The organism is Tengunoibacter tsumagoiensis (assembly GCF_003967535.1).
GTDB lineage: Bacteria > Chloroflexota > Ktedonobacteria > Ktedonobacterales > Ktedonobacteraceae > Tengunoibacter > Tengunoibacter tsumagoiensis.
In genome coordinates, this window is sequence record NZ_BIFR01000001.1 from 4440670 (window position 1) to 4463815 (window position 23146).

General features: G+C 48.4%; 21 protein-coding genes. 10 read left to right on the top strand and 11 right to left on the bottom strand.

The window, feature by feature from the left end:
• Positions 1–47 precede the first annotated feature (47 nt).
• On the bottom strand, positions 48–440 hold the full coding sequence (locus EL628_RS17390; RefSeq protein ID WP_161975570.1) for a DoxX family protein: 393 nt from the start codon (positions 438–440) through the stop codon (positions 48–50).
• A 308-nt stretch (positions 441–748) separates the two neighbouring features.
• On the opposite strand from EL628_RS17390, the gene EL628_RS17395 reads away from it, so the two are divergent.
• On the top strand, positions 749–1168 hold the full coding sequence (locus tag EL628_RS17395) for a hypothetical protein (RefSeq protein WP_126581184.1): 420 nt from the start codon (positions 749–751) through the stop codon (positions 1166–1168).
• An 85-nt stretch (positions 1169–1253) separates the two neighbouring features.
• Positions 1254–1676 (top strand): PPOX class F420-dependent oxidoreductase, encoded by a 423-nt coding sequence (locus EL628_RS17400; protein WP_126581185.1) that lies wholly within the window; start codon positions 1254–1256, stop codon positions 1674–1676.
• A 69-nt stretch (positions 1677–1745) separates the two neighbouring features.
• Here the strand turns inward: EL628_RS17400 and msrA are convergent, their stop codons facing one another.
• Entirely contained in the window at positions 1746–2222 is a 477-nt protein-coding gene (msrA, locus tag EL628_RS17405; RefSeq protein ID WP_174719963.1) for a peptide-methionine (S)-S-oxide reductase MsrA, read from the bottom strand.
• A gap of 183 nt (positions 2223–2405) precedes the next feature.
• Here msrA and EL628_RS17410 point away from each other — a divergent pair, with 183 nt between their 5' ends.
• The gene (locus tag EL628_RS17410) at positions 2406–2903 is read left to right on the top strand and encodes a DinB family protein (RefSeq protein ID WP_126581186.1); all 498 of its coding nucleotides are present in this window, start codon (positions 2406–2408) and stop codon (positions 2901–2903) included.
• 47 nt (positions 2904–2950) lie between these two features.
• Here EL628_RS17410 and EL628_RS17415 read toward each other — a convergent pair whose 3' ends face one another.
• A complete protein-coding gene (locus tag EL628_RS17415) occupies positions 2951–4405 on the bottom strand; it encodes an FAD-dependent oxidoreductase (protein WP_126581187.1) in 1455 nt (484 codons plus the stop codon).
• Between the two features lie 540 nt (positions 4406–4945).
• On the opposite strand from EL628_RS17415, the gene EL628_RS17420 reads away from it, so the two are divergent.
• Positions 4946–11056 carry an FtsX-like permease family protein gene (locus EL628_RS17420; RefSeq protein ID WP_126581188.1) on the top strand — a complete coding sequence of 2037 codons (6111 nt, stop codon included), beginning with the start codon at positions 4946–4948 and terminating at the stop codon, positions 11054–11056.
• A gap of 120 nt (positions 11057–11176) precedes the next feature.
• On the top strand, positions 11177–11674 hold the full coding sequence (locus tag EL628_RS17425) for a hypothetical protein (protein ID WP_126581189.1): 498 nt from the start codon (positions 11177–11179) through the stop codon (positions 11672–11674).
• 216 nt (positions 11675–11890) lie between these two features.
• On the opposite strand, the gene EL628_RS17430 is transcribed toward EL628_RS17425, so the two are convergent.
• The 4 genes from EL628_RS17430 to EL628_RS31015 form a co-directional block, all read right to left on the bottom strand.
• Complete coding sequence (locus tag EL628_RS17430; protein ID WP_126581190.1) at positions 11891–12283, bottom strand: GNAT family N-acetyltransferase; 393 nt, start codon at positions 12281–12283, stop codon at positions 11891–11893.
• A 93-nt stretch (positions 12284–12376) separates the two neighbouring features.
• Complete coding sequence (locus tag EL628_RS17435; RefSeq protein ID WP_126581191.1) at positions 12377–12787, bottom strand: terminase gpP N-terminus-related DNA-binding protein; 411 nt, start codon at positions 12785–12787, stop codon at positions 12377–12379.
• A 68-nt stretch (positions 12788–12855) separates the two neighbouring features.
• Positions 12856–13215 (bottom strand): hypothetical protein, encoded by a 360-nt coding sequence (locus EL628_RS17440; RefSeq protein WP_126581192.1) that lies wholly within the window; start codon positions 13213–13215, stop codon positions 12856–12858.
• Complete coding sequence (locus tag EL628_RS31015) at positions 13202–13573, bottom strand: transposase family protein (protein ID WP_126581193.1); 372 nt, start codon at positions 13571–13573, stop codon at positions 13202–13204. The genes EL628_RS17440 and EL628_RS31015 overlap by 14 nt, the downstream gene beginning before the upstream one ends.
• A gap of 442 nt (positions 13574–14015) precedes the next feature.
• Between EL628_RS31015 and EL628_RS29860 the strand changes: the two genes are divergently transcribed.
• The 3 genes from EL628_RS29860 (at position 14016) to EL628_RS17455 (ending at position 15797) form a co-directional block, all read left to right on the top strand.
• On the top strand, positions 14016–14156 hold the full coding sequence (locus tag EL628_RS29860) for a hypothetical protein (protein WP_161975571.1): 141 nt from the start codon (positions 14016–14018) through the stop codon (positions 14154–14156).
• 310 nt (positions 14157–14466) lie between these two features.
• Complete coding sequence (locus EL628_RS17450; RefSeq protein WP_126581194.1) at positions 14467–15024, top strand: hypothetical protein; 558 nt, start codon at positions 14467–14469, stop codon at positions 15022–15024.
• Positions 15025–15299: 275 nt separating this feature from the next.
• The gene (locus EL628_RS17455) at positions 15300–15797 is read left to right on the top strand and encodes a hypothetical protein (protein ID WP_126581195.1); all 498 of its coding nucleotides are present in this window, start codon (positions 15300–15302) and stop codon (positions 15795–15797) included.
• Positions 15798–16018: 221 nt separating this feature from the next.
• On the opposite strand, the gene EL628_RS17460 is transcribed toward EL628_RS17455, so the two are convergent.
• From EL628_RS17460 to EL628_RS17470, 3 genes are all read right to left on the bottom strand, one after another.
• Positions 16019–16552 (bottom strand): GNAT family N-acetyltransferase, encoded by a 534-nt coding sequence (locus tag EL628_RS17460; protein WP_126581196.1) that lies wholly within the window; start codon positions 16550–16552, stop codon positions 16019–16021.
• A 65-nt stretch (positions 16553–16617) separates the two neighbouring features.
• Positions 16618–18630 (bottom strand): acetoacetate--CoA ligase, encoded by a 2013-nt coding sequence (locus EL628_RS17465; protein WP_126581197.1) that lies wholly within the window; start codon positions 18628–18630, stop codon positions 16618–16620.
• Positions 18631–18723: 93 nt separating this feature from the next.
• Positions 18724–19152, bottom strand: coding sequence for an SRPBCC family protein (locus EL628_RS17470; RefSeq protein ID WP_126581198.1), 429 nt, complete (start codon positions 19150–19152; stop codon positions 18724–18726).
• Between the two features lie 254 nt (positions 19153–19406).
• Here EL628_RS17470 and EL628_RS17475 point away from each other — a divergent pair, with 254 nt between their 5' ends.
• Positions 19407–19793 (top strand): DUF983 domain-containing protein, encoded by a 387-nt coding sequence (locus EL628_RS17475; protein ID WP_161975572.1) that lies wholly within the window; start codon positions 19407–19409, stop codon positions 19791–19793.
• Between the two features lie 112 nt (positions 19794–19905).
• Positions 19906–20799: a SirB1 family protein gene (locus EL628_RS17480; protein ID WP_126581200.1), complete on the top strand. Its 894-nt coding sequence runs from the start codon at positions 19906–19908 to the stop codon at positions 20797–20799.
• Between the two features lie 5 nt (positions 20800–20804).
• Here EL628_RS17480 and EL628_RS17485 read toward each other — a convergent pair whose 3' ends face one another.
• The gene (locus tag EL628_RS17485; RefSeq protein ID WP_161975573.1) at positions 20805–22673 is read right to left on the bottom strand and encodes a MutS family DNA mismatch repair protein; all 1869 of its coding nucleotides are present in this window, start codon (positions 22671–22673) and stop codon (positions 20805–20807) included.
• Positions 22674–23146: the final 473 nt, after the last annotated feature.

The window sequence follows — 23146 nt, forward strand, 5'->3', positions numbered from 1 at the left end:
GACAATTTGCAGTTCCAAAAAGAAGAGAAGGCACCATCCTTTAGCCATTAAGCAAACAGGGAATCTCTGTTTTTGATGAGTGAGAGAGTTCCAGGGCCACTTAAGACAAGGGAGATCAGACAGGCAATTAAGAGCACTTCATATTCATAGCCGTTATAAAATCCCAGCAGAATTTTAGCCGTCAGGATAGCTACGAGCATATCTACAGCCAGGAGAAAGGCAAAGATCCGGCTCCCAATCCCCAGTAATAAGGCAATACCACCAATAATCTCCAGGAGCCCGATCGTTGGTACCATCAACACAGGAGCTGGTATGCCAATGTGCTCAAAAAACTGAGCTGTACCCGCAAGATGTTGAAACTTCATCACGCCATGGACGAGAAAAATAATGGCGAGCATGAGCCGCAGCACAACCGGGGCAAATTGAGGGTATGTCTTCACAATGACTCCTTCTGCTTCCCTTCTCTCAGGCAACATACACACAAAATAACAGCGAGAAAGCACATAAAGCTATAGGAAAATGTTTATTGTCGCACAATACCATTTGCATTCTATAGCTATTTTCATAATACCTGTTCGATAAAAAAATAGTAAGTATACGCGTAAATTTGCACCAGGAACTTTATTGTTTCTGATTGTATAGTAGTGTATGCAGAAGCGGGAGACCCTAACATATCTTTCTTTTTCAGGGTTCTATCAATAGACGTCCAACAATCTGGACAACCATTTTTAATAGAGAAGGAAAGCTTATGCCGATCACGTATCCCTCCCCCCTCAAGGCCGAGGTGCGTAAGCATCTTGGCAAACCAACCCTCTGGATCAATGAACAACCATTCTATCCAATGCTGTATTCGCTCACTGATTGCCCTGGCGGACGCTGGTCGTGGGAAGAGATTCCTCAGCGCAATATCCAGCACTTTGCTAACCAGGGAGTCACGCTTTTTCAGGTTGATCTGTGGCTTGAACAGCTCTTTGCTCCTGATGACACACTCGATATCACGCTGGCCCAACGTCAAGTGCGCGGCATCTTAGCAGCATGTCCTACCGCAGGTGTTTTTATTCGTTTACATGTCAATGCTGCTCCCTGGTGGAATGCCGAACATCCAGATGAATGCACAGAATACGCGGATATCGAGGCAGATCGTACAGAGCTGACGGGGCAGAAGTGAAACGGAAAGATAGTAGCCGCGTCAGGTTGTTATCACAGAAAGAGGTGCATATAATAGAGAGAAACCAGACCAACAAGGAGCATGTATGTCAATTCTTACACCCGAATGCCGTGATTTTCTTTTAGCACAGGCACGTACAGGAAAGATTGCAACGGTACGAGCAGATGGGCGGCCCCATGTGGTTCCCATCTGGTTCGATCTCGAAGATGACACACTCATCTTTACCACCTGGCATGCATCTGTGAAAGCGCTCAATATGCAACGTGATGCCCGCGTCTGCATCTGCGTTGATGACGAGAGACCGCCATTCACATTTGCAATCCTTGAGGGGACGGCCACTTTCTCCGAAGATCTGGCTCAGCTCACGAAATGGGCTGCAAGAATCGGTGGTCGCTATATGGGTGAGGATCAGGCAGAGGCGTATGGCAAACGCAATGGCGTGGCTGGAGAACTTCTGGTAAAGATCAAGCTCACAAAAGCCCTCTTCCAGAAAGATATCGCCAGCTAAACACAAAGATCAAGCGAGCCTGAAACCTCTTCAAGCTCGCCTGTTTTTCTCTCTGGCAAAGAGAACCATTTAGAAGTGACAGCTTGACTGGCCGCGCTTCTCCAGATATTGCTGGTGGTACTCCTCGGCGCGATAAAATGTGCTGGCGGGAACAATCTCGGTCACAATTGGTTTGCGGAACTTGCCCGAACTCTGCAAAGTCGCTTTCGAGGCTTCTGCCACCGCCTTCTGCTCGGGGCTATGATAAAAGATGCCCGAACGATACTGCGTGCCAATATCAAACCCCTGGCGATTGAGCGTGGTAGGATTGTGGTTCTCCCAGAAAACTTGTAAGAGCTGCTCATAGGAGACCTCGGCAGGATCATACTCTACCTCTACAACCTCTGCATGCCCGGTCTTATCAGTGCATACATCGCGATAGGTTGGATCGGGATAACTGCCACCTTCATATCCAACTGCGGTAGCCTTCACACCTTTAATCTGCCGAAATGCCGCCTCGACGCCCCAGAAACAGCCCGCAGCAAATGTTGCCTTTTCAATAGCCATATATTATAGCCCCTTTCGACATTCTGCTCATGAATAACTTCTCTACAGAAAAGAACAATCGCTATAGGTTCACCTATTCCCAATGCAGTAGATAGACGCTGACGACAGAGATCCCGGGCCTCTTTCCATGGAAACGAGTTCACATGTAAGAGAGTATTATAAAAAGAAAGGGGAAAATTTTCTATGTCAGCAGCAGAAGCATTAGAGAATGGTCATCAATCCGTCTTAACAGCACTTAACGATCTCCCGGAATCAGAATGGGAGATCCCCGGAGCCGATGGAGATTGGAGCATAAAGGATATTGTAGCCCATCTCGCTGCCTATGATCTGGTCATAATTGATATCCTTAAGACCTTTCACGATTCTCAACCCGGCCCATATGTCTTAAAATTATTCCGGCCAGATGGCAAGGTGAATTCTCAAGAATTTAATCAGGAGACAGTAGCAACGCGGCGCTACCACACTGCACAACAGGTACTGAATGAGTTTCAAGAAGGACAACTACAAGTTACCTCTCTGTTACAGCAGTTCTCTCCTGCAAGTCTTCAACAACCGGGAACCTTACCCTGGTTCAAAACTGAAATCAGCCTCGAGGAGCTACTCAATAAACTTGCCCGCCATCTTCAGGAACATGGGGAACAGATTCAACGCTTCCATCATCGCCATGATCTGGTTGAATGATCCGTTTCAGAAGGCGATAGACTCTTCTATTGCCTTCTGGTCACCTGTTAGATATGAGCAGTTGAGCTGGCTTCATCTCCTTCACTCTGAGCCGTCATTTCAGGCTCGTTAACAGAGATCGAATCGCTCGCTGGCTCAGGGACTTTACCAAATAAGACTCTCATTAAAACAGGGGGAGAGATCAGGCCCAGAGGTGACTCTTCCATATTGAGCACAGCCCCAAAATGTTGATAGACGGTTGAGTTGGAGGAGGTAAGGGCCAGGACCTTGCCAAAATACCAACCGAAAAGGGAGAAGCCTGGAAAACGCGCACCCTGCACTTCGGGATATTGCAGATCCTCGCCAGTTGCCATGAGCCAGGGGAGACTGACGACTTTTGCTACTTCCTTATGAAACGTTTTTGTCACGGCCCGTAGATCCGGTTTCTTCCGCTCTCGCTCAGACCGTAAGAGTTTTTGGAGCAATTGAACTTCCAGAGCTGCCACCGTCATCCCCTGACCATAGACCGGATTAAAGCTACAGACGGCATCTCCCAACACAAGAAAACCAGCAGGCCAACGCGAAAGTTTCTCATAATGCCGCCAACGATTGGCAGAAAATTTATAGGTCATTGGCTGACTCAACGGGGTCGTAGATTGAATCGCATGAGAAAGATCTGGCACAGGCAAGCTGCGGGCAAAGGCCTGAAAACCATCTTCATCCACAGGGGCATGATCATTCAGCCAGCCAGCTAACATCACAAGCCAGCGCTCCCCCTCAATTGGTATCACATATCCTGCCCGTTTACTTGTGGGAATGTCTGGATAGATTACCAGCATCCGATGAGGAGAGGCTGTGGGCGGACGGCGATAGATGCGTGTGGTATACCCTAGATCGATCTTAATAGTTGTCTCATTCACCTGATCATATCCCAACGTACTCAACCAGCGCGGTGCCTGTGATCCCCGTCCAGATGCATCGACAACCAGATCGGCCTCCAGGAGTTTGGCCTCCCGATCTCCTGATGTACGTTGCACCACCACACCATTGATACCCTGCCCATCTTCTGAGGCCCTTAAGCCAATAACACTACAGCTATCCAATATCTGGACAGTATCATTGGCGAGAAGACAGGCTCTCATCTGAGACTCAAAGAGGGGGCGGCTCTGAAGATAGCCTTTAAACGGGCTGGGCTGGCGCAGCTTCCAACGCCCACTCTGGAACCAGTGCAGGTTCTCCATCAGATCTATCTTAAGAGCTCCTTGCGCGACCAGAGCAGGAAAAAGATCTGGAAAGAGCTCTTCGACAATTGTTACTCCTTTGTAGAGTAACAGGTGTGGATGTGCGCCCTGAGGCACGCCTTTTCGGCCACTTGCCGTCTGACTTAGATTATCGCGCTCAATAATTGTCACCTGCTCAAAATACGAAGAGAGCAACTGTCCGACTAATAGCCCGGTAATGCTTGCACCAATAACAATGGCATGTCGTCCTAAACACCCTTGTTGCCCAAGCCATCTGCTCATTCTAATGCTCCACCTTCTCAAATTAAAGATGCATACTCATTTTTTAGAAGTTTACCTGGTATTATACCATTATCATGGCCTATTGATTATACATTTAACCTTCTCGACTCTACTCCTATTTCCTACTCCATTGCTCATAAACATGCACACACACACGTCCATCGCGCTTACGACCAGATGAGTGTAGAATTTATAAAAAAGAGAGGAGTTCTGTCTGCGATTACATTATTTAAGTCAAGGTAAAGAAAGAGGCAAAAAAAGGTTCTTTGCTTTTTTTTGATCCTGACTCCTTATGCGACCCCCTCAGAGAACAAACCCGAAACAGGAATATCCTGGCTCTTGAGGAACTTGTTCTTGACATTCACAAACGCTTCTGCTACCTTTAAATATACAAATACTTCTCAAAAAGAAGGAAAATACGTATATTGTTTCTCTCTTAAAGCAGGAGTTTAAACGTACAACGTTCTGACCTCTAGCTCCTCCAGCATCTTTTTCACGGGCGAAAATGATCATCGACAATGATAGAAAAGAAGGATTTATATGGAGACGGTTCGAACCAGGCAGACACGTAAGCGCGGCACCTCACCTCTGGCAGCCTCTATGACGCTGGCCCTCTGGCAGATCCGCCATGTCTGGCGGCTCTTCCTGCTGATTACTATTGGAGCGCTGGTTGCAATTGTACTTGTCTGCACACTTCCACTTTTTTCTGAAGTGACAAAGACGGCGGGTCTTCGCAATACATTCAACAATAGCAATATACTCTTGGATTCCTCGGTACAGGCCGAGACAGAGATCCCATCAAAACAGGCTATTACGCAAGCGACTCAAAAATTAACTGCTGGCTTTCAGACAATTGCCGATCCTTCTTATTTTGCAGGTACCCCTGAACGTTACTTTCATAGTAACAGTGGTCTGACCATCTATCAAAACGGAACGCCTCTTCCCAGGAATGTTATGCAGCTCCATGGGTTCGATTTTACCCACATCGATGCTCATCTGAAATTGCGCGAAGGTCGACTTCCTCAACCAGATAGCCAGGGTCTGGAGATAGCTCTGACCAGCGATAATGCCAATATGCTTAATGTACATCCTGGTGCTATTTTAAGCATTCAGACAACGCCAATTGCTGGCAGTCAACCACTGACTATTCCACTGATCATTGTAGGGATCTATGATGTCAACTCGGAATTTGATGTTTTCTGGCATGGTGTTTCTTTTGCCTCCACCACTGATTCACTCACAAACATCACGGCCAATAATGCCCTGGTTGCCAATGATGATCTGCTGAATACGCTGGACAGTGTGCAGAAGTCGCACCCTGATCAGCATACGGCGTTCACATTAAGCCTGTCCTGGTATTATCCTCTTCATGTGAATGCCATTGTCAGTGCCAATACAGCAGCCTTTCAGGAACAGCTTCATGCGATCTCTGCTACCCTGCCCGATCAAGTAACACAAACTCCTTTCGTGAACAATGTCTCTATCAATAATAATGGTCTTCTCGCAGTCCTTCAGGATGCATTGGACCAGAACTCTACCTCACAGATCTCGGTGGTTCTGCTTACACTGCTGATGCTTGGACTGAGCCTCTTCTTCTTGACGGTTATGACGGAGCTGCTCGTCAATCGTCAGGCAGAGGCCATTGTCCTTAGCAGCAGTCGAGGAGCCAGTTTCTTCCAGATTGTATTGACGTTCGTCGTTCAGAGTCTCCTGATTGCGCTCCTTGCTCTTGTAATTAGCCCTCTTTTGCTCAGACCTCTGGCCCTGGGTCTGCTCCAACAATTTCTGCCTTCTTCTGATCTGGGGGCGCTCAATGCCTTACCAGATAATCCATGGCATGTCATAATGGCGGTTCGTTGGTATCTATTCTCATCTGTGGGAGTCGCTATTCTCACGATGGTTCTGGCGGTCTGGGGCACATTACGTCGCAGTACACTGGGGCGCAGTAACGCTCAACATCGCCCGTTCTGGCAGCGCTTCTACCTCGATCTGGGTCTGCTTCTCCTGGGTGGACTGGTCTATGGTTTCTATAGCTATCTAGCAACCACTGGAACTATCGATGCACAGCGCCAGGTGCTCTTTGCCGGACCAACCATGCTGGTAGCGGCAACCATCTGGACCCTGGGTGGGACGTTGCTTTATCTGCGGTGCTTTCCAATCTTGTTGCAATGGGGAGCTCGTTTAGCAAGCCGTGGTCGTGGGGTCGTCCCTTTGCTCTCTCTGGTGATTATGGCCCGTTCTCCACGTCAGACGATGCGAACGGCTCTGCTGCTGGTCTTTACGATCACGTTTGCGCTCTTCTCTCTCGTCTTACTGGCGACGCAAGCGCAACGCGAGTACGATCTGTCAGATTATCGTGTTGGGGCTGATTTTAGCGGCGAGCTTTCAACGCAAGGCGATCTTCTACCAGCACAACAGGTTGCCAATTATCGCAAAATCCCTGGCGTTATCTCAGGATCGTTTGGAGCCAATGGGTATCTCAACGCATCTCATTCCATTGAGGTGCTCGCCGTTGAAAGCGAGAGCTATGCATCTTCAGTGATCTGGTCGCAGGAAGATGCACATCAGAATAGCCAGACCTATCAACAGTTTATGCAGCAACTTATTGCAAAGCGCGAAATTTTTACGAACGCAAACTCAAACGCAAACGCGAGCGATCTCGCCTCTCTGGCTATGCCCACTATTGTCGATACGACGACAAAAAATCTTCTTCATCTAAGCATTGGCAAACCATTTCTGCTGGATACTGGAAGTGGCAAGATGCAATTTGTGGCGATTGGTGAGGTGAATCACATTCCAGCCCTCAACGATCTGGCTCCGCTTGATAGCACTGGTACGCCTGGAATGATTGTTGATTACGCCAGTTATACACAGACCTACCCCAAAATAGCACATACTGCTGATGCTGATCTCAGTCGCCATTTCGTCTGGCTTCATACTCAGCAAGATACGACGACGCTCACGACTATTCGTCATACGCTGAGCAGTACGCTCGTCGATGGTCATGTTATTGATCGACAGGCTCTCCTCTCATCCCTGCAACATGATCCGCTCTATCTTAATCTGGTGTGCGCTCTGGCGTTAGGGATCGGATTATCGGTGCTGCTGGCTCTGCTGGGAAATATTACGTCTTCCTGGCTCAATGTGCGCAATCGTCTCCGTAGTCTCGCTGTGCTCCGCGCCTTTGGGACTCCACCTGGACAACTGGCTGCACTGTTAGGGTGGGAACAAGGACTTGTCTATCTAATGGCGATTGTGCTTGGGGTGCTCTTTGGTTCGTTCTTTACAGCCCTCACACTCTCCAGTCTGATCTTTTCTGGGATTGCGACAAATGGAGGATTGAGTTCAAGCGCTTCTGAAAGTATCTTTCTACTCCAATCTGTACCACCACTCCATGTCGTCGTTCCCAACTCTTTGCTTATTGCGCTGGGAGCGCTACTCCTGCTCTGTTTACTGGTGCTTGCTATTACCATGTATACCATTTCGCGACCCTCTCTGGCACAGACACTGCGCCTGGGCGAAGATTATCAAGAAGAGGTCCCACTCTTTGTGGCTCGTCCTGATGAGAAAAAAGAGGCCAACACACAGAAAAATACCCCGAGCAAGAGGCGCTCAATCTCCTTTGCGTTCCCTTCCCTGACGCCTGGTATGATAACGCGTACCCTGGCTCCGCTGCGCCAATCCTGGATTCCCCTCTTCCTTACAGGAAGTGGGATCTGTATTGCAGTTCTTCTTGCCTGCCTACTCCCTCTCTATAGCCAGGTAGCTGCCACTGCCAGCCTTCAGGATGTCTTCAAACAGCCTGGTAATCAAGCAGTAACGGTCAGTACTGGACGAGGGACGCAATCTGCAACGCAACTCTCTAAACAGCTCAAAGACATTCGTCAACAGCTTGATCCTGTCTTTCTCAAACAGTACGCCACCTACTTTAAAACCCAACCTCAGCTTATCATTGAAAATACAGATATTGTACCCGGCCAGACAGCGAGTCAGCAAAGCAGTTCAAACCTGTACTTCTATGGTCTACAGAGAGAGACACTGGCCAGCCACACGACGCTGCTTCAGGGACAACTTCCTCACTCAGCTGCGATGCTACAGGTTTTATTGACGCCTGAGGCTGCGACGTTTCTGGGAGTCCATGTGGGAGATACGCTTCCCATCCAGCCTGGCTCGCCTTTTCCTGTTCAGGTTGTAGGGCTGTTTCAACCACAGTCCCCGTCTGATCCTTTCTTACAATCTTCATTCTTAACTATCCAGAATGCACAAAAACACAAAGGTCTGGTGACCGCTCTGGTTGCAAACGAGGACTTTATCGCTGCAACTGAGGCCTTTATGCAGACACAACCGGCTGATAGCTATCACTTAGATGGGTCCTTCACCTGGTCTTATCCTATCGCCAGTGGACAACTGAATAGCAACCAATTGGAGAGCTTTCAATCTGCCTTATCAACGCTTCAGGGTTATTGGGGCAGATCATATATCGATAGCTTTTCTCTGGGCTCAAGCTCGGTTCCGTTAGAGGCGTTGACTCAATTTCAATCTGGAGTACAGGTCGCCAATATTCCTCTGGTCACGATGGGGGCGCTGATCTTTATGCTCCTCCTGGTGTTTTTAAGTTTTATGGTCGAGCTCCTGGTGGAACGAGAAAATGCCACGATGGCGATTCTACGCAGTCGGGGTGCGACAAGGCGGCAGATCTTCCCGGCGTTCCTCTCTCGTCTCATTATCATCACTGGACTCGGATTTCTCCTTGGAATTGCGCTGGCCATCCCTGCTGTCTACCTGCTTACTCATCTTACGCTTGTGAGTACTGATCAGACGGCTCTCGATGTGATCTTTGCGCAACCGCTTCAGGCGCTCTGGCAACAGGCTCTTTATCCTTTGGGCTGTCTGGCAATTACTTTTGCGACGGTGCTTCTGGCTCTCTACCTGGCAACGGGCAACGATCTGTTAAGTTTTCGTCGCGAGCAGGCTCGCTCAACAAGCCGCCCCATCTGGCAACGCTTTTATCTCGATGTTGTTGGAATCATGGTGGCACTCCTGGCCTATGGTTTCTCAATCTATCTAACCAATGCGGGAATTCTGAATCCGCAGGTTAATGTGGTGGTCAGATCACCTCTTGTTCTGGTGGAGACGATCTGTCTGATTCTGGCAGGCACGTTTCTGTTCTTGCGAATCTTTCCATGGTTGTTACGGGTAGGTACCTCTCTGGCAACACGCAATAATAATGCATCTCCGCTCCTGGCTCTGGCTCAGATGTCTCGCTCGCCACGCCAGAGTCTGCGCATTCTGCTCCTGCTGGTCTTTACAGTGACCTTTGTGGTCTTTGTTACTATCTTTACGGCTTCTCAAAACCAGCATATTACCGATGTGGCTAGCTATTGGACGGGGGCTGATTTTAGCGGTCCACTGGCTGTTACTCAAGCCCCTACACTCACACCAACTGGACAGAGCGACTATATCCATGTGCGTGGAGTTACCTCAGCTACTACTGGCTATCTGACAACGATCACCGATACGACAACTGCACAGGAGACGCAACTGGTGGCCATTGAGCCAGAAAGCTTCCTGAAGACGGTCTCCTGGCCAGAGATCACAACCGCTGCGCAGAAACAAACGCTTATCGAGAGTCTGACGAATCAACGCACGCAATTGCAACACTCTCTGACACAACAATCGGCTTCTCCCTATGCTCCTCCTGTGACATATTCGTTGCCCGCGATCGTGGATGAACAGACCTGGAATGCTCTCCAGCTTTCGCCAGGAAAAAGTTTTGTCATTCATAACTTTTTTGGGGATCTCTTCCTGGTTGCACAGAGCAAGGTCTCTCATATTCCAAGCCTCCATAATACTACTCAGGTCCTGGACAATAGTGACACGAGTGTCTCCAACGGAGTGCTGGTGGACTATCAGAGCTATTCCATTGCCTACAATTATGAGCTCCAACGCCTGGCGCTCTCTCCACGCTATGGCCCCTTTGTCCAGCGGGTGCCGCAATTAGCTCCGAATTATGCCTGGATCAATTCCAGAAATGATTCACAAAGTTTGAGCAGTGTCCGACAGGCTCTGAGCTCTAGTACCTTACGCTTGAGCGAGATCTATGACCGCCGTACCACCGCAGAAACGCTCCAACATGATCCACTCAATCGTAACCTTGTGGGCATTCTGGCTTTAGGGGCTCTGCTGCCTCTTCTTCTCACATGGATCGCTTGTCTGCTCTCATCCTGGAATACGGCTCGCCAACGCCGTCTCCAGTTTGGCATTTTACGTGCTCTGGGGAGTACTCCAACCCAACTTGCACGAGTGGTTGGTTGGGAACAGACCATTCTGTATGGAACAAGCCTTATCCTGGGGACGCTCTTTGGTCTCCTGACGTCTCTGCTGACCCTTCCATCACTGGTCTTAACGAGCAGTATTCCGAGCGACTATATTCCAGGTGCCAGCGGCAATTTCTTCTCAAATGAGAGTAGCCATCAAACGCTGGATCTCTTCTCGTTCCAGAATACGCCTCCAGTGCATACAGTCGTGCCGCTGAATCTGGTGTTGGTCTTAGGAACATTGCTCATTCTGGCACTTCTGATTGTTGGACTATTGACGTCTAGCATCTCGCGACTGAAGCTGGCAACTGCTCTACGTCTTAACGAGGACTAATCTGCTTTTATACCAGTATGATCGAAAATACTTTACGTGAGTTTGTTTTCTGAAAGAAGGCCAATGCTATCCACACGACCAGATGAGTGGAGAATTGATACAAAGGGGAGAAATTTTTTTATGCGATTAACCTATGTCAGTCAAGGGAAAGGAAGAGGCAAAAAAAGTTCTTTGCTTCTGCTGCTTTTCTTTTTAATCCTATTAAGTGCCTGCATGAGTTCTAGCCCGCCCCAACAGAATGAAAAGGCTCATGCCACACCAACTTCACATTCTCTGCTTACGCCAGAGACCACAATCACTCCCTTTCCTTTTGAAACACTTTCAACCGCCACAGGATGGCCAGAAGTCTTGCGTTTAGGAAATATCACTGGGATGAGAGCTACTCAACAGGGATACATTGAAACGAAACATAATTATCAGGTCGTCTACGTTTGTCAAGGAACAGGAAGTATCACGGTTACATTGGGTAACATAGGAGACCAGAAAAGTGCCTGTACTGCTGATCCGCAGGCGCAAAGTAATCGATGGACACCTGTAAAAGATGAACAAGTTTACGTTACCGTTACTGCCGAAGGAGATGTAAAATGGATTGTTTCAATTCAAATGTCTCCTGATTAAAGGTAGTATAAGCAGCAAACTTTCTTTCGGGTTAGTTCTACTCCCTCTTCCCATGATTTACCAGGAAGAGGGCACAATTCATCCCCCTTGCTGAAGCGAGGGGGATGACCTCTTCTTCAAAAGGAGAGAGAAGTCGTTTTATTTGACATTCAGATACGAATCGGCAAGTCCCCATGTGTATGCCATCGTTGGAAAGTTCTGGCCGAACGAGCTTAGCTATGCAAGCACCTTATAATAAAAAACAGTGCCATCCAGTTGACCACTTGCGCTTTGGGCGTAAAATGGGATAACGCCCGCCTTCTGATACCCAATCTTCTGATACAGGAGCTCAGAGACATCACCCTGTCGCGTATCCAGGAAGAGCAGGGTTCGACCGTTCTCACGCGCAATTGCTTCAATGGCTTCCATCAAACGCTTCCCCGTCCCACGTCGCCGCTGACGCTGCAAGACAAAGAGCTTCTGGACCTCGGCACGATGCAGGGCATTGGCTCTGGTCGCCAGACCCAACTGGACCGATCCCACAACCTTCCCATCCTCACGAGCAACCAGGAGAAAACATTCTCTCTGTGCGACTGCCTGAAAGACTGTACGCCAATACTGCTGAAAGATCCTGAGATCTTCGCAAGACTAACCAGGTAGCTTGTGACGACTCGAAACGGCTATGTAAGGCTTTCTTTTACTCTCTGCAGAGACGAGAGGATACTACTGTCGTGGTCGTCTTGCTGGTTCAACTTGTTTTCGCAGCAAAGTGATGTACTGACACACACAGGTTTCTAAACCTGAATACCCCTGATCGCGAATAGTTTGGTAAAGGGATGTGGTATTGTGTTCTCTAGCAGCCCACTGGGTTTGCAAAAACGGCAGATAGAGAGCTAGCTTGTGCCCGAGATCACGACGTTCGAGAAAGTGCTTAGCCACCGCATATTTCACAACCGTCTTTTTATGAATGCCAAGCATCCGAGCGATTGAAGCACCACGCCACCCCTGTTCAGACAATTCCTGAACGCGCATGAAAATCGCTTTGCATTGCTCTCTTCTGGCTTGTCGTAGTTGTTCAGCTTGTGGCAGAGCCTTGAGGCTCGTGAGAGCTTGCTGATACAGTGCTACGGTCAACTGGCCCTGTTCTTCCGACGGAGTGAAGACCAACTTTAGATCGGCATGATGCCTCGCGAGAACTTTCTTCAGCGACTCATCCAGATTGTGCAGAAGGTGCCAGCGGTCTGCAATCTGAAGCGCCAGCGGGGCCCACGGTTAGCTCCATCAGCAAAGGTAGTGCCACGGTCGCAACTGATCAATTCCACGGAAGGATGAGCTTGAAGCCACGTCGCAAAAGACTCGGAGGTCGCATCGGATAGCAGATCAATAGAGAGATGACGCTCCAGATCTACAAGCAACGTTCCGTATTCCGTAGTGCAGACCTTTGCGCCAAGCCCACTCACCTCCTCCCAGGACACGTACAAGAGCCGAGGAAGAGAGTAAGCTTTGGCACACTCGTCGCATGACTCCATTTCATGGCCAATCGCTGGCTCAGAGGTGCTCAAGCCTCGTCCCCATTGCCTCTCCAATGATCCGCAAGAGATATCGCATGGAAAATGTCCGTTGAGCATGGGGAGCAACAATAGCAGGAAATGGTTCTGCAAACGTTTTTCGCTGGCAGTTTGGCTGAGAACAGCGAAACCTTCGCACCTGGAGCAAAAGGCGAACGGGTCGGGCACCCGAAGGCAGTGTCTTGGGCGAACGGGTGTAAGTACTGTGAACACGCGATGAGAACTTACCGCAGTTAGGGAAGGTGGCTCCTTCTCGTGTTGAGCTGAGATTAATGACAATAGTTTCCTGAGTACTGCTCACCTGCTCTATGGAGCAACCAGGAAGATCAGGGAGTAAGGCGATGAGAAACATGGACTCTTTTCTTGGGAAACTGGAGATATTCGTAAAGAGTATTTCTCTTATTATACCACATTTTCCTGCACGGAAGATGAGCAACAGCCACAAAAGTGGGTCAAGGTCACAGTTACTTTAACCTCACGGAGGTGGCCTAACTTCAAGATTTTTTTAGGAATTTTCGTAAAAACGTCAATTTCAATAACAGGAACCTTTTTAGCTGATGCAGAGATGATACAAGGATGTTACAATGGTGTAACCTTTTCCTCCTCAGAATCTTCTATACTCCTCACGTAAGATAAATTCCTGCCTATGAAAAGCAAGAAAGATCTACGGTAAGTGATCAGACTAGTTTCCAAAATGTCTGCTTCAAACCGCTATTTCGATCTTCTCATTGCAGAGCTTTTTAGTCTGGTAATACGTATGTTGTACCTATTTGTCCAGTAAAGGGGATTTCAACATGCCAGATGCAACCAATCAGATTCGTAAAAAAGCTGCCGAACTTGTCAATTATATTCGCAGCGATACCAATTTCAAACCCAAGTCGCAAAAAACCCTGAAGTTGCTCTGGTTGCCGCTGGATTGCCTAAGGAATCTGTAGCCGATTTTATTGCAGCAGAGCTGTCAAGAGAGGTTAGTGGATATCTCATAAGTGATTGTACCGTGACCTGTATTCTGACAAGCTGCACTATTATCTCTCTCTAAGAGTTATGGTAATACCTTTTGCAACTGGTCATGTATCTTGTGAAGAGCACGTATAAGGAGATTTAACCAAAACTTTTACGTTCTCACTCTGGCCAAATCATTCAAACATTTTCCTTCAATTTTCTTTGGTATCTAAATTTAGATATCAAACTACTCATGTGCGTTTATACGAATAAACGCATGTTAACGAAAAGGATTTTCGAGTTATGAAAACATCATCGCTTTTTAAATTCATGATAGTATTCCCAATCATAGTGATCGGGCTGGTCACTCTTTTCCCTACTACTTCTGCTCATGCTGCCAGTTCTCCTCTAGGAGGCATACCGCAGTCAAATTATTGCGATCCTGGCTGGGAATACGTGATTTACTCGCAGCAAGCGAATACTCATATACCAGTCACACCTCCATATGCTGACTATAATGGCACTCCATCCAATGCATCAGCACAGTTGAGCGCATCTACAACAGGCACTGTTTCCTTATCAACTACCGCTGGAGTTACAGTGGATGCTAATGCTATTTTTGCTAGCTTAAAAGCATCTTTTAGTGTTACTATTTCATTGTCCGTGTCAACAACAATAGGGAATAATATTAATATTAATATTCCACCCTATACAACAGGATATGGTCAATATGGTGTTTGGGCTCTAACCACGACAGGACATTACTACTACCGAACAAGCTCCTGTAACATAACTTATGATCAAGGCACCATAACTGTCTATGCTCCAGAGAATCCTGGCTGGAAGACTTGGCTAGGCTAAGCTAGGCTTCCTGCCCAATGGAGTGTTAATATAATGTGAATATGTTTGATAGGATTGCTCTCGATAAAACGCAACTTAAAGTTAGTCAAATAGGATCTGACAACTTTTCCAATGTGAACAATTCTATCAAACATACAAGGTAAAATTTATCAGATGATCGAAACTACTTTAAGTGAGTTTAATTTTCTGGTTTTTTAAGCTCTCCATCAAGAAGGCCAAGGCTATCCACACGACCAGATGAGTGGAGAATTAATACAAAAGGGAAGAGATTTTTTATGCGATTAACCTATGTAAGTCAAGGTGAAGGTAGAGGCAAAAAAAGTTCTTTGCTTCTGCTGCTTTTCTTTTTAATCCTATTAAGTGCCTGCATGAGTTCTAGCCCGCCTCAACAGAATGAAAAGGCTCATGCCACACCAACTTCACATTCTCTGCTTACGCCAGAAACCACAATCACTCCCTTTCCTTTTGAAACACTTTCAAACTCCACAGGATGGCCAGAAGTCTTGCGTTTAGGAAATATCACTGGGATGAGAGCTACTCAACAGGGATACATTGAAACGAAACATAATTATCAGGTCGTCTACGTTTGTCAAGGAACAGGAAGTATCACGGTTACATTGGGTAACATAGGAGACCAGAAAAGTGCCTGTACTGCTGATCCGCAGGCGCAAAGTAATCGATGGACACCTGTAAAAGATGAACAAGTTTACGTTACCGTTACTGCCGAAGGAGATGTAAAATGGGTCGTTTCAATTCAAATGTCTCCTGATTAAAGGTAGTATAAGCAGTAAACTTTCTTTCGGGTTATTTCTACTCCCTCTTCCCATGATTTACCAGGAAGAGGGCACAATTCATCCCCTTTGTTGAATCAAAAGGATGAATTATGCCCTCTTCTTCAAAAGGAGAGAGAAGTCGTTTTTTTTGACATTCAGATACGAATCGGCAAGGCCCATGTGTATGCCATCGTTGGAAAGTTCTGGTCAAACGCTCTCAGCTATGCAAGCAGCTTATAATAAAAAACGGTGCCATCCAGTTGACCACTTGCGCTTTGTGCGTAAAATGGGATAACGCCCACCTTCTGATACCCAATCTTCTGATACAGGAGCTCAGAGACATCGCCCTCTCGCGTATCCAGGAAGAGCAGGGTCCGACCATTCTCACGCGCAATTGCTTCAATGGCTTCCATCAAACGCTTCCCCGTCCCACGCCGCCGCTGACTCTGCAAGACAAAGAGCTTCTGGACCTCGGCACGATGCAGAGCATTGGCTCTGGTCGCCAGACCCAACTGGACCGATCCAACAACCTTCCCATCCTCACGAGCAACCAGGAGAAAACATTCTTTCTGCGCTACTGCCTGAAAGACCGTATGCCAATACTGCTGAGCCTCTTCTGCGCTGAGGGGCGGCAGAAAGCCAACCGAGGCCCCCGATTCGACGGTATCTTGTAATAACTGAATGAGCTCTGGCAGGAGCCCCTCTTCTTCTTCAATAGCTACTTGATTGATAACCACAGATGTGATTTCAGACATACAGATCGTTCTTTCTTCGCTAACAGATCCGTTCAAAACTCTTTATTGAGAGCACAATGGCTCTTTCATTCTTCACCTATTTTATCATCCGCTTGCTTACGTTTAGAAGCTAGTTCGAGAAAAAAGTGGATCGCTTGGGGATTGCTGAGCGCATCTACACTGATCGCTTTCTCGACTGGTAAGCCCAACAGAATTTTTTTGATCGGGACCTCCAGTTTCTTCCCACTCAGTGTGCGAGGAACCTCTGCAATGGAGAGGATCTCATCGGGGATATGATGAGGAGAGATCCGGGTGCGCAGGGCGGTTCTCAATCGCTGCTTCAGGTCTTCATCCAGTTCCGCTCCTGGGCGCAGGACGACAAACAGGGGCAGGTAGTAGCCTCCATGAGCCTGCTCCACACCAATGATGAGGCTATCCACAATCTCGGGAAAGCTCTCCACGACACGATAGATCTCGCTACTCCCCATCCGAATCCCCATTCGATTAATGGTGGAGTCGGAACGCCCATAAATGATTGCGCTACCACGCGGGGTGATGCGAATCCAGTCGCCATGCCGCCAGATCCCTGGATAGACTGCAAAATAGCTTTCAAGATAGCGTCGATTATTGGGGTCATTCCAGAAGAACAGCGGCATCGACGGCATGGGCTCTGTCAGAACCAACTCGCCCACTTCATCAATGAAGGATTGTCCGCTCTCATCAAAAGCTTCAACCTTTGCCCCAAGACTTCGGCATTGGAGCTCACCAGCATAGACTGGCAAGACAATGCTTCCACACACAAAGGCGGAACAGACATCAGTCCCCCCACTGATCGAGCAGAGCCAGAGATCGCTCTTTACGTGCTCATAGACCCAGAGAAAGCCCTCTGGAGGAAGGGGCGAGCCAGTCGAGCCGAGCGCCCGCAACTGACTGAGATCATAGCGTTGCCCTGGCTCTATTTCAGCTTTGAGGCAGGAGCTAAGATAGCTGGCACTGGTGCCAAAGAAGGTCATACCGCTCTCATGTGCAAAGGACCAGAGGGCGTTTAGATCTGGATAACCGGGGCTGCCATCATAGAGCAAAGCCGTTGCCCCCACAAGAAGGCTCCCCACCAATAAATTCCACATCATCCAGCCTGTGGTCGAGAACCAGAAGAAACGGTCTCCGGGCTTCAGGTCTGATTCCAATGCCAGGACCTTCAGATGCTCCATTAAGATGCCGCCCTGGCTCTGGACGATAGCCTTTGGCAGCCCGGTTGTCCCCGATGAGTAGAGCACCCAGAGCGGGTATGCAAAAGGCACCTGCTCAAAATGGAGTTCAGCTTCTGGCAAGAGCGCTTCCTGCCAGAAAAGAAGCTGCGTCAGATCAGAGCCCGTTGCAGTGGTCGCGGTGGTATCCAGATAGGGGATCAGAATCGTTTTCTGGAGGGTGGGGAGTTGCTGCTGAAGCTCTACCAGGATGGGACGACGATCAAAGATCTTACCAGCATAGGAATAGCCATCAACAGCAATCAGGACCCTGGGCTCAATCTGCTGAAAGCGTTCAATGACGCTACTGGCCCCAAAATCTGGCGAGCAACTGGACCAGATAGCACCCAGGCTGGCGCAGGCCAGAAAGGCAATGACAGCCTCCGGAATATTAGGGAGATATGCCACCACGCGATCACCACGTTGCACACCCAGAGTCCGGAATGTCTGCGCAATCGCCGCCACTTTCCTCTTGAGGTCAGCCCAGGACAATTCACACAATGGTCGCCCTTCCGACTGAAACAGAAGCGCAGGTCGCTCAGGAGAGGTCTGACGAAAGATATGCTCCGCATAATTTAGTTGAGCGCCAGGAAACCAGATGGCTCCGGGCATCTTGCGCTCCACCAGAACGGTCTGATAGGGGCGCGAGGCCTGAATGGCAAAGAAATCCCAGAGTGAGCCCCAAAAAGCTTCAATCTGTTCAACCGACCAGAGCCAGAGCTCTTCACGATTCGCAAACACCAGCCCTTTCTCTTGAGCTAACCATGCACGATACTTTGTTATATTGGCTGCTTCTTGCTGAATAATGGAAGGTTGCCACAAGGGTCTCGTAGATTCAAATGCGGCTGGCATAGTCCTACAACCTTTCTTTCTACAACCTTGTAGAAACTTGTGCTGAGTGGCCTGAGCAGGAAGGTAGCAATTCTACCTTCCACCATAAAAACTTTATTCGGATTCAATGACCCGCTTTAAGGTATTTACCTGCGTATCTAATTGCTTGCGCACCATTGGCATGAGGAAAGGGCCAGCGAACTTCAGTTTACTGCCAGGATCGGCCTCTCCCACCAGCGTTAAACGGGTTCCACCAGGGACAGCGTCAAACGTCATATCGTTCGACAACGGAAATGGACCATCAACAAGTTTGAAGGAAAATGCATGCGAAGGCTCATAACGGGTCACTTCAATAGCCCCCTCAAAATGTTGTCCCATAAATTCGCCACTCTGCCGAAACCGCGAGCCCACCCCCAATGGACCATTGGATAATGCCTGCACCTCCGTCACCGGAAGCCAACGCTTCACATTCTCCATCTGCGTCACAAAGGCAAATACTTTCTCGACTGGCCGGGCAATCACAATACTTTTTTCGACTTTCATATCTTGCTCATCCTCTCAATAATTATAAGAGACAATTTCAAACAACCAATCTTCTGTAAAAATTGCTTGTGCTTATCTGAATCGCCTTTACTAAGCATACGACTAGCAACCTACTCTGGTAGCAGACTTGTTGGCTTGAATCTTACGCCCACTATGTTCTGTTAAGACTTGTTCGACGATAAAATCGTGATACAATAAAAGAGTATCTGAATACAAACATGAGGGCTACGGCTTTATTAAGGACGCTTCATTTTATGCATAGCTTCTGGGAACTGTTATTACGCGGTCTGCTCTTGCGTTGTCCCGTCTGTGGACAGGGCAAACTGTACTGCGGATTTTTTAAGATGAACGAACGTTGCCCCGTCTGCAATTTTCAATTCGAACGTGAAGAGGGCTACTTTAGTAGTGCTATGGCGATCAATCTTGTGTTGAGTGAGCTGATTGTAACGGCCTTTGCGATACCTCTGGCTGCCAATCAGGCGATCCCCATTCTCCCCTTGCTGCTCTGGGGGGCTCCATTCCCTTTTATCCTGCCCATTCTCTTTTACTGGCACAGCCGCAGCGTCTGGATGAGCATGGACCACTACCTTAATCCAATCTATCGTCACAAAAGCTCGGACAATCCAACGTTGCCACAGTAAGCAGACCAGATCAGGTGTCAGGTCGAAGAAACCCGCCCACGTGCAGACAGATGGGCTAAAACGGCTCTGTTACTTGCATATAAACGCTGTTTTATGATTAAATGCGGAAAGGATGGCAGACGGATATTCAAAAGACACAGACCAACAGCGTACGTACCGAGCATTTCAATCCTTGATAGCAGGTGAAGATGGAGCCATTGATCTGGCTCAAGCTGCCTTGCTCATTGCAAGCATCGAGTACCCTGGCTTGGACATAACACACATTCAGGCACAACTCGACGCGCTTGCACGTCGAGTACGGATTATGCTGGCCCTTCCCTCCCCTGACCAGCTCCCCGATCTTCCTGCTGATGTCGATCCTCTCAATGTACTGGCCGTCATGAATCAGGTTCTTCGCTCAGAAGAGGGCTTTCATGGCAACCCCGAAGAATACTATACGCCCGATAATAGCTTTCTCAATAAGGTGTTAGAGAACCATACTGGCATTCCGGTCACGCTGGCCCTTCTTTATATAGAAGTGGGAAAACGTGTTGGCATCCGCTTAGAGGGGATCGGACTCCCTTACCACTTTATGGTTGGTTATAAGCTCCCTGATCAGATGATCTATCTCGACCCTTATACCGATAGCAGCTTCCTGACGGCTCAACAGTGCTTAGAGCGCATTCGGCTCCTTGCCAAACGCCGTATTAAGATCCATCCGCGCTGGTTTGAGCCAGTAACCCATCGGCAGTTGCTTCTACGCCTGCTGAACAATCTGAAAAAGATCTATATCGATCGTGAGGATTTTCCTCATGCGCTGAATATCAGCGATTTCATCTTGATGCTTATCCCCGATGCGGCACTGGAGCTGCGCGATCGAGGGCATATCCATCTGCAATTAAAGCATTATGGACGAGCCCTTCACGATCTTAATACCTATCTTGAATTAAGCCCACAATCAAGTGATCGCTATGAGATTCTCAACCAGATCAAGTCCATCCGCAGATTTATCGCCATGATGAATTAGATGATCTAAACGAGCACATCATCAATCGGTAGTCCCTCAATCTCCATGATCTTCAGAGCGTTCGTGGTCGGACAAGGTCCTGTACGCAGGATATAATCAAAGACCAGCTGACCAGCTGTCACATGCTCGCGAAAATGGTAATTCTTCACCTGGGGAAGGATCTCAGCCAATTTGACCAGTTCAAGATCATGCGTTGAGATCAGGCCAATACAGTTCTTTCCAACCAGAGCACGTACAAAAGACCGGCTCCCAATCAGCCTCTCACGGTTATTTGTGCCCTTAAAGATCTCGTCCACCATAAAGAAGAGTGGCAGTTGATCGGGTTCAGCTAACGCAGTTAACAGGGCTCGTAAGCGTCGAACCTCTGCATAAAAATACGAATAGCCATCATTGACTGAATCGGTGACACGAATACAGGTAAAGAGACGGAACAGCTCAGTCTCAAACGTACTGGCATTAACAGGAGCGCCTGCATAGGCAAGACAAAGATTCACACCTAAGGTGCGCAAAAAGGTACTCTTGCCCGCCATATTCGAGCCGGTAAGAATCACGACTTCGCCCAGTGCTGAAAACGTAAAGGAGTTCGTCACCTTCTTCTCCACGGGAATAAGTGGATGACCCATGTCTGTACCAGAAAAAATCGTCTGACTCTGACGGGATCGCTCACCAGAACTGTGAACCTCTGGCATAACATAGCCTGGATGGAGGTAGGCAAACGTCGCCAGGGAACAGGTGGCTTCAATCTCATACCAGGTATCCAACCAGGTTGGCAGCCGCTGAGCAATCTGCTCTTTATACTGATTGAGTCGGTATGCGCAATACATATCCCACGGAATAAAAGCGTTCACGACCAGCCAGAGGAGTCCATTGTTCTTCAACGTCGCCGCCGAAGAGATTCGAGCGGTTTTTGAGAGCAGGCTCGAAGGGCTATTGGCTTTATCTTCCCAGAAGGGTGCACAGAGCGCTTTAAGCTGCTGATGTCGGCCATAGGGGTACCGCTCCAGAAACGTAAAAATAGAGCTCAGGGTTGCAAAGCCAAAGCGGAGATAGGTGGCATCTTCAAAAATATCTCCACGCTGATTGCCTGTACTAAAAAAGAATAAGACAGAGGCAGCAATCGAATAATATCCAAGCTGCGGAAAGCCTGGAACAACCAGACCCAACACAAACAGGACAACTGTCAGAAGATTGATCCCAAGCGAGAGCCAGAGTAGCCAGCGCAATGCAGGGGCTGGCCCCTGTTTATTCAACCAGTTGAGCAGTCTCTTCCCTTCCAACTGCTCCTTCCCTTTTCCCGCAGCAATCAGCGACTTTAGCAACAGCTTATCGCGAAACAGGCTCAATGGCGTAAGCTCTTGCACAAGGGCCTGCCGCCTCTGTACTGTTGCCAGATCAGGATGGGTATTTAGCAACCATCTCTCCAGACGCTGGCTCCCCTCCTGCGAGACGGAGGTATTGACCAATCGCAATAACGAACGCGAACCAGTAATATCTAGATCAAACTCAAAGGGATGCTCTTCTCGCGTCGAAGGGAGCTCAACGTGTGGAATATGTTCCCAGTCCAGCTTCATCCGCGCCAGGTGTGCAGATTGAATGTATGACCAGAGGGTATGCCGGGCAATGCTGTGATCCAACTTGCCTTGGAAATGGGCCAGCACAGCAAAAACAATCATCGCAGCCGCAAACAGCGAGAGGCCCAGCCACCAGCCCACACCAATAAAGCCCACTACGCTTATGGCCAGTCCCACAAAAAATATCCCCACACGCAACCATGAGTAACGGTTACTTTGCGGCAACCAGAGTGCTATCCGTCGTTGCAAACGCGCAATCTGGTCTTCCAACACACGTATTCGTTCTTGTCTCTTATCTTCCATCTGAGTCTCGTGGCGCGGGTACCCTTGCATGGTATGCATAGGGGAGGAAGCGCCACCCCTCCTTTTCTTTGTTCATATTTATAGCCGTCCACCCGATGAAGACGACGCATATATTTGCTATTTTTTGGGGTGGATCTCCGTATTCCCCAGGCGAAACGAGGGGTCAATGGCGAATGGCGATGCGTCCCCGTTCGTTTGGGGTCACTGCCTTACGCCAGATATTCTTTTTGACCGGTCAGAACCATCTCTTCTCCTGTACATTCTATCCTGCCTGTCACTTATCTTTCCAATGCGACCGGACTTTCGAGAGAATGGGCCTGGCTATTTTCATTGCAGTTGTGCGCATGGCATATTAGAGCTATATGCTTTGAGAGTTGAGCGTTGAGGTAGTGGTCCTTACATTGACGCTCCATGCCGGTTATATGTTATGAGCCAGTAGACGAACTAATAACATATGTCAGGCATGGAGCGTC

Coding starts and splice junctions, on each gene's coding strand:
- EL628_RS17470 (WP_126581198.1), bottom strand. CDS start 19,152: ATGAAAGTCGAAAAAAGTATTGTGATTGCCCGGCCAGTCGAGAAAGTA.
- EL628_RS17395 (WP_126581184.1), top strand. CDS start 749: ATGCCGATCACGTATCCCTCCCCCCTCAAGGCCGAGGTGCGTAAGCAT.
- EL628_RS17465 (WP_126581197.1), bottom strand. CDS start 18,630: ATGCCAGCCGCATTTGAATCTACGAGACCCTTGTGGCAACCTTCCATT.
- EL628_RS17475 (WP_161975572.1), top strand. CDS start 19,407: ATGCATAGCTTCTGGGAACTGTTATTACGCGGTCTGCTCTTGCGTTGT.
- EL628_RS17450 (WP_126581194.1), top strand. CDS start 14,467: ATGAAAACATCATCGCTTTTTAAATTCATGATAGTATTCCCAATCATA.
- EL628_RS17410 (WP_126581186.1), top strand. CDS start 2,406: ATGTCAGCAGCAGAAGCATTAGAGAATGGTCATCAATCCGTCTTAACA.
- EL628_RS17415 (WP_126581187.1), bottom strand. CDS start 4,405: ATGAGCAGATGGCTTGGGCAACAAGGGTGTTTAGGACGACATGCCATT.
- EL628_RS17400 (WP_126581185.1), top strand. CDS start 1,254: ATGTCAATTCTTACACCCGAATGCCGTGATTTTCTTTTAGCACAGGCA.
- EL628_RS29860 (WP_161975571.1), top strand. CDS start 14,016: ATGCCAGATGCAACCAATCAGATTCGTAAAAAAGCTGCCGAACTTGTC.
- EL628_RS17485 (WP_161975573.1), bottom strand. CDS start 22,673: ATGGAAGATAAGAGACAAGAACGAATACGTGTGTTGGAAGACCAGATT.
- EL628_RS17420 (WP_126581188.1), top strand. CDS start 4,946: ATGGAGACGGTTCGAACCAGGCAGACACGTAAGCGCGGCACCTCACCT.
- msrA (WP_174719963.1), bottom strand. CDS start 2,222: ATGGCTATTGAAAAGGCAACATTTGCTGCGGGCTGTTTCTGGGGCGTC.
- EL628_RS17455 (WP_126581195.1), top strand. CDS start 15,300: ATGCGATTAACCTATGTAAGTCAAGGTGAAGGTAGAGGCAAAAAAAGT.
- EL628_RS17480 (WP_126581200.1), top strand. CDS start 19,906: ATGGCAGACGGATATTCAAAAGACACAGACCAACAGCGTACGTACCGA.
- EL628_RS17460 (WP_126581196.1), bottom strand. CDS start 16,552: ATGTCTGAAATCACATCTGTGGTTATCAATCAAGTAGCTATTGAAGAA.
- EL628_RS31015 (WP_126581193.1), bottom strand. CDS start 13,573: ATGTTTCTCATCGCCTTACTCCCTGATCTTCCTGGTTGCTCCATAGAG.
- EL628_RS17425 (WP_126581189.1), top strand. CDS start 11,177: ATGCGATTAACCTATGTCAGTCAAGGGAAAGGAAGAGGCAAAAAAAGT.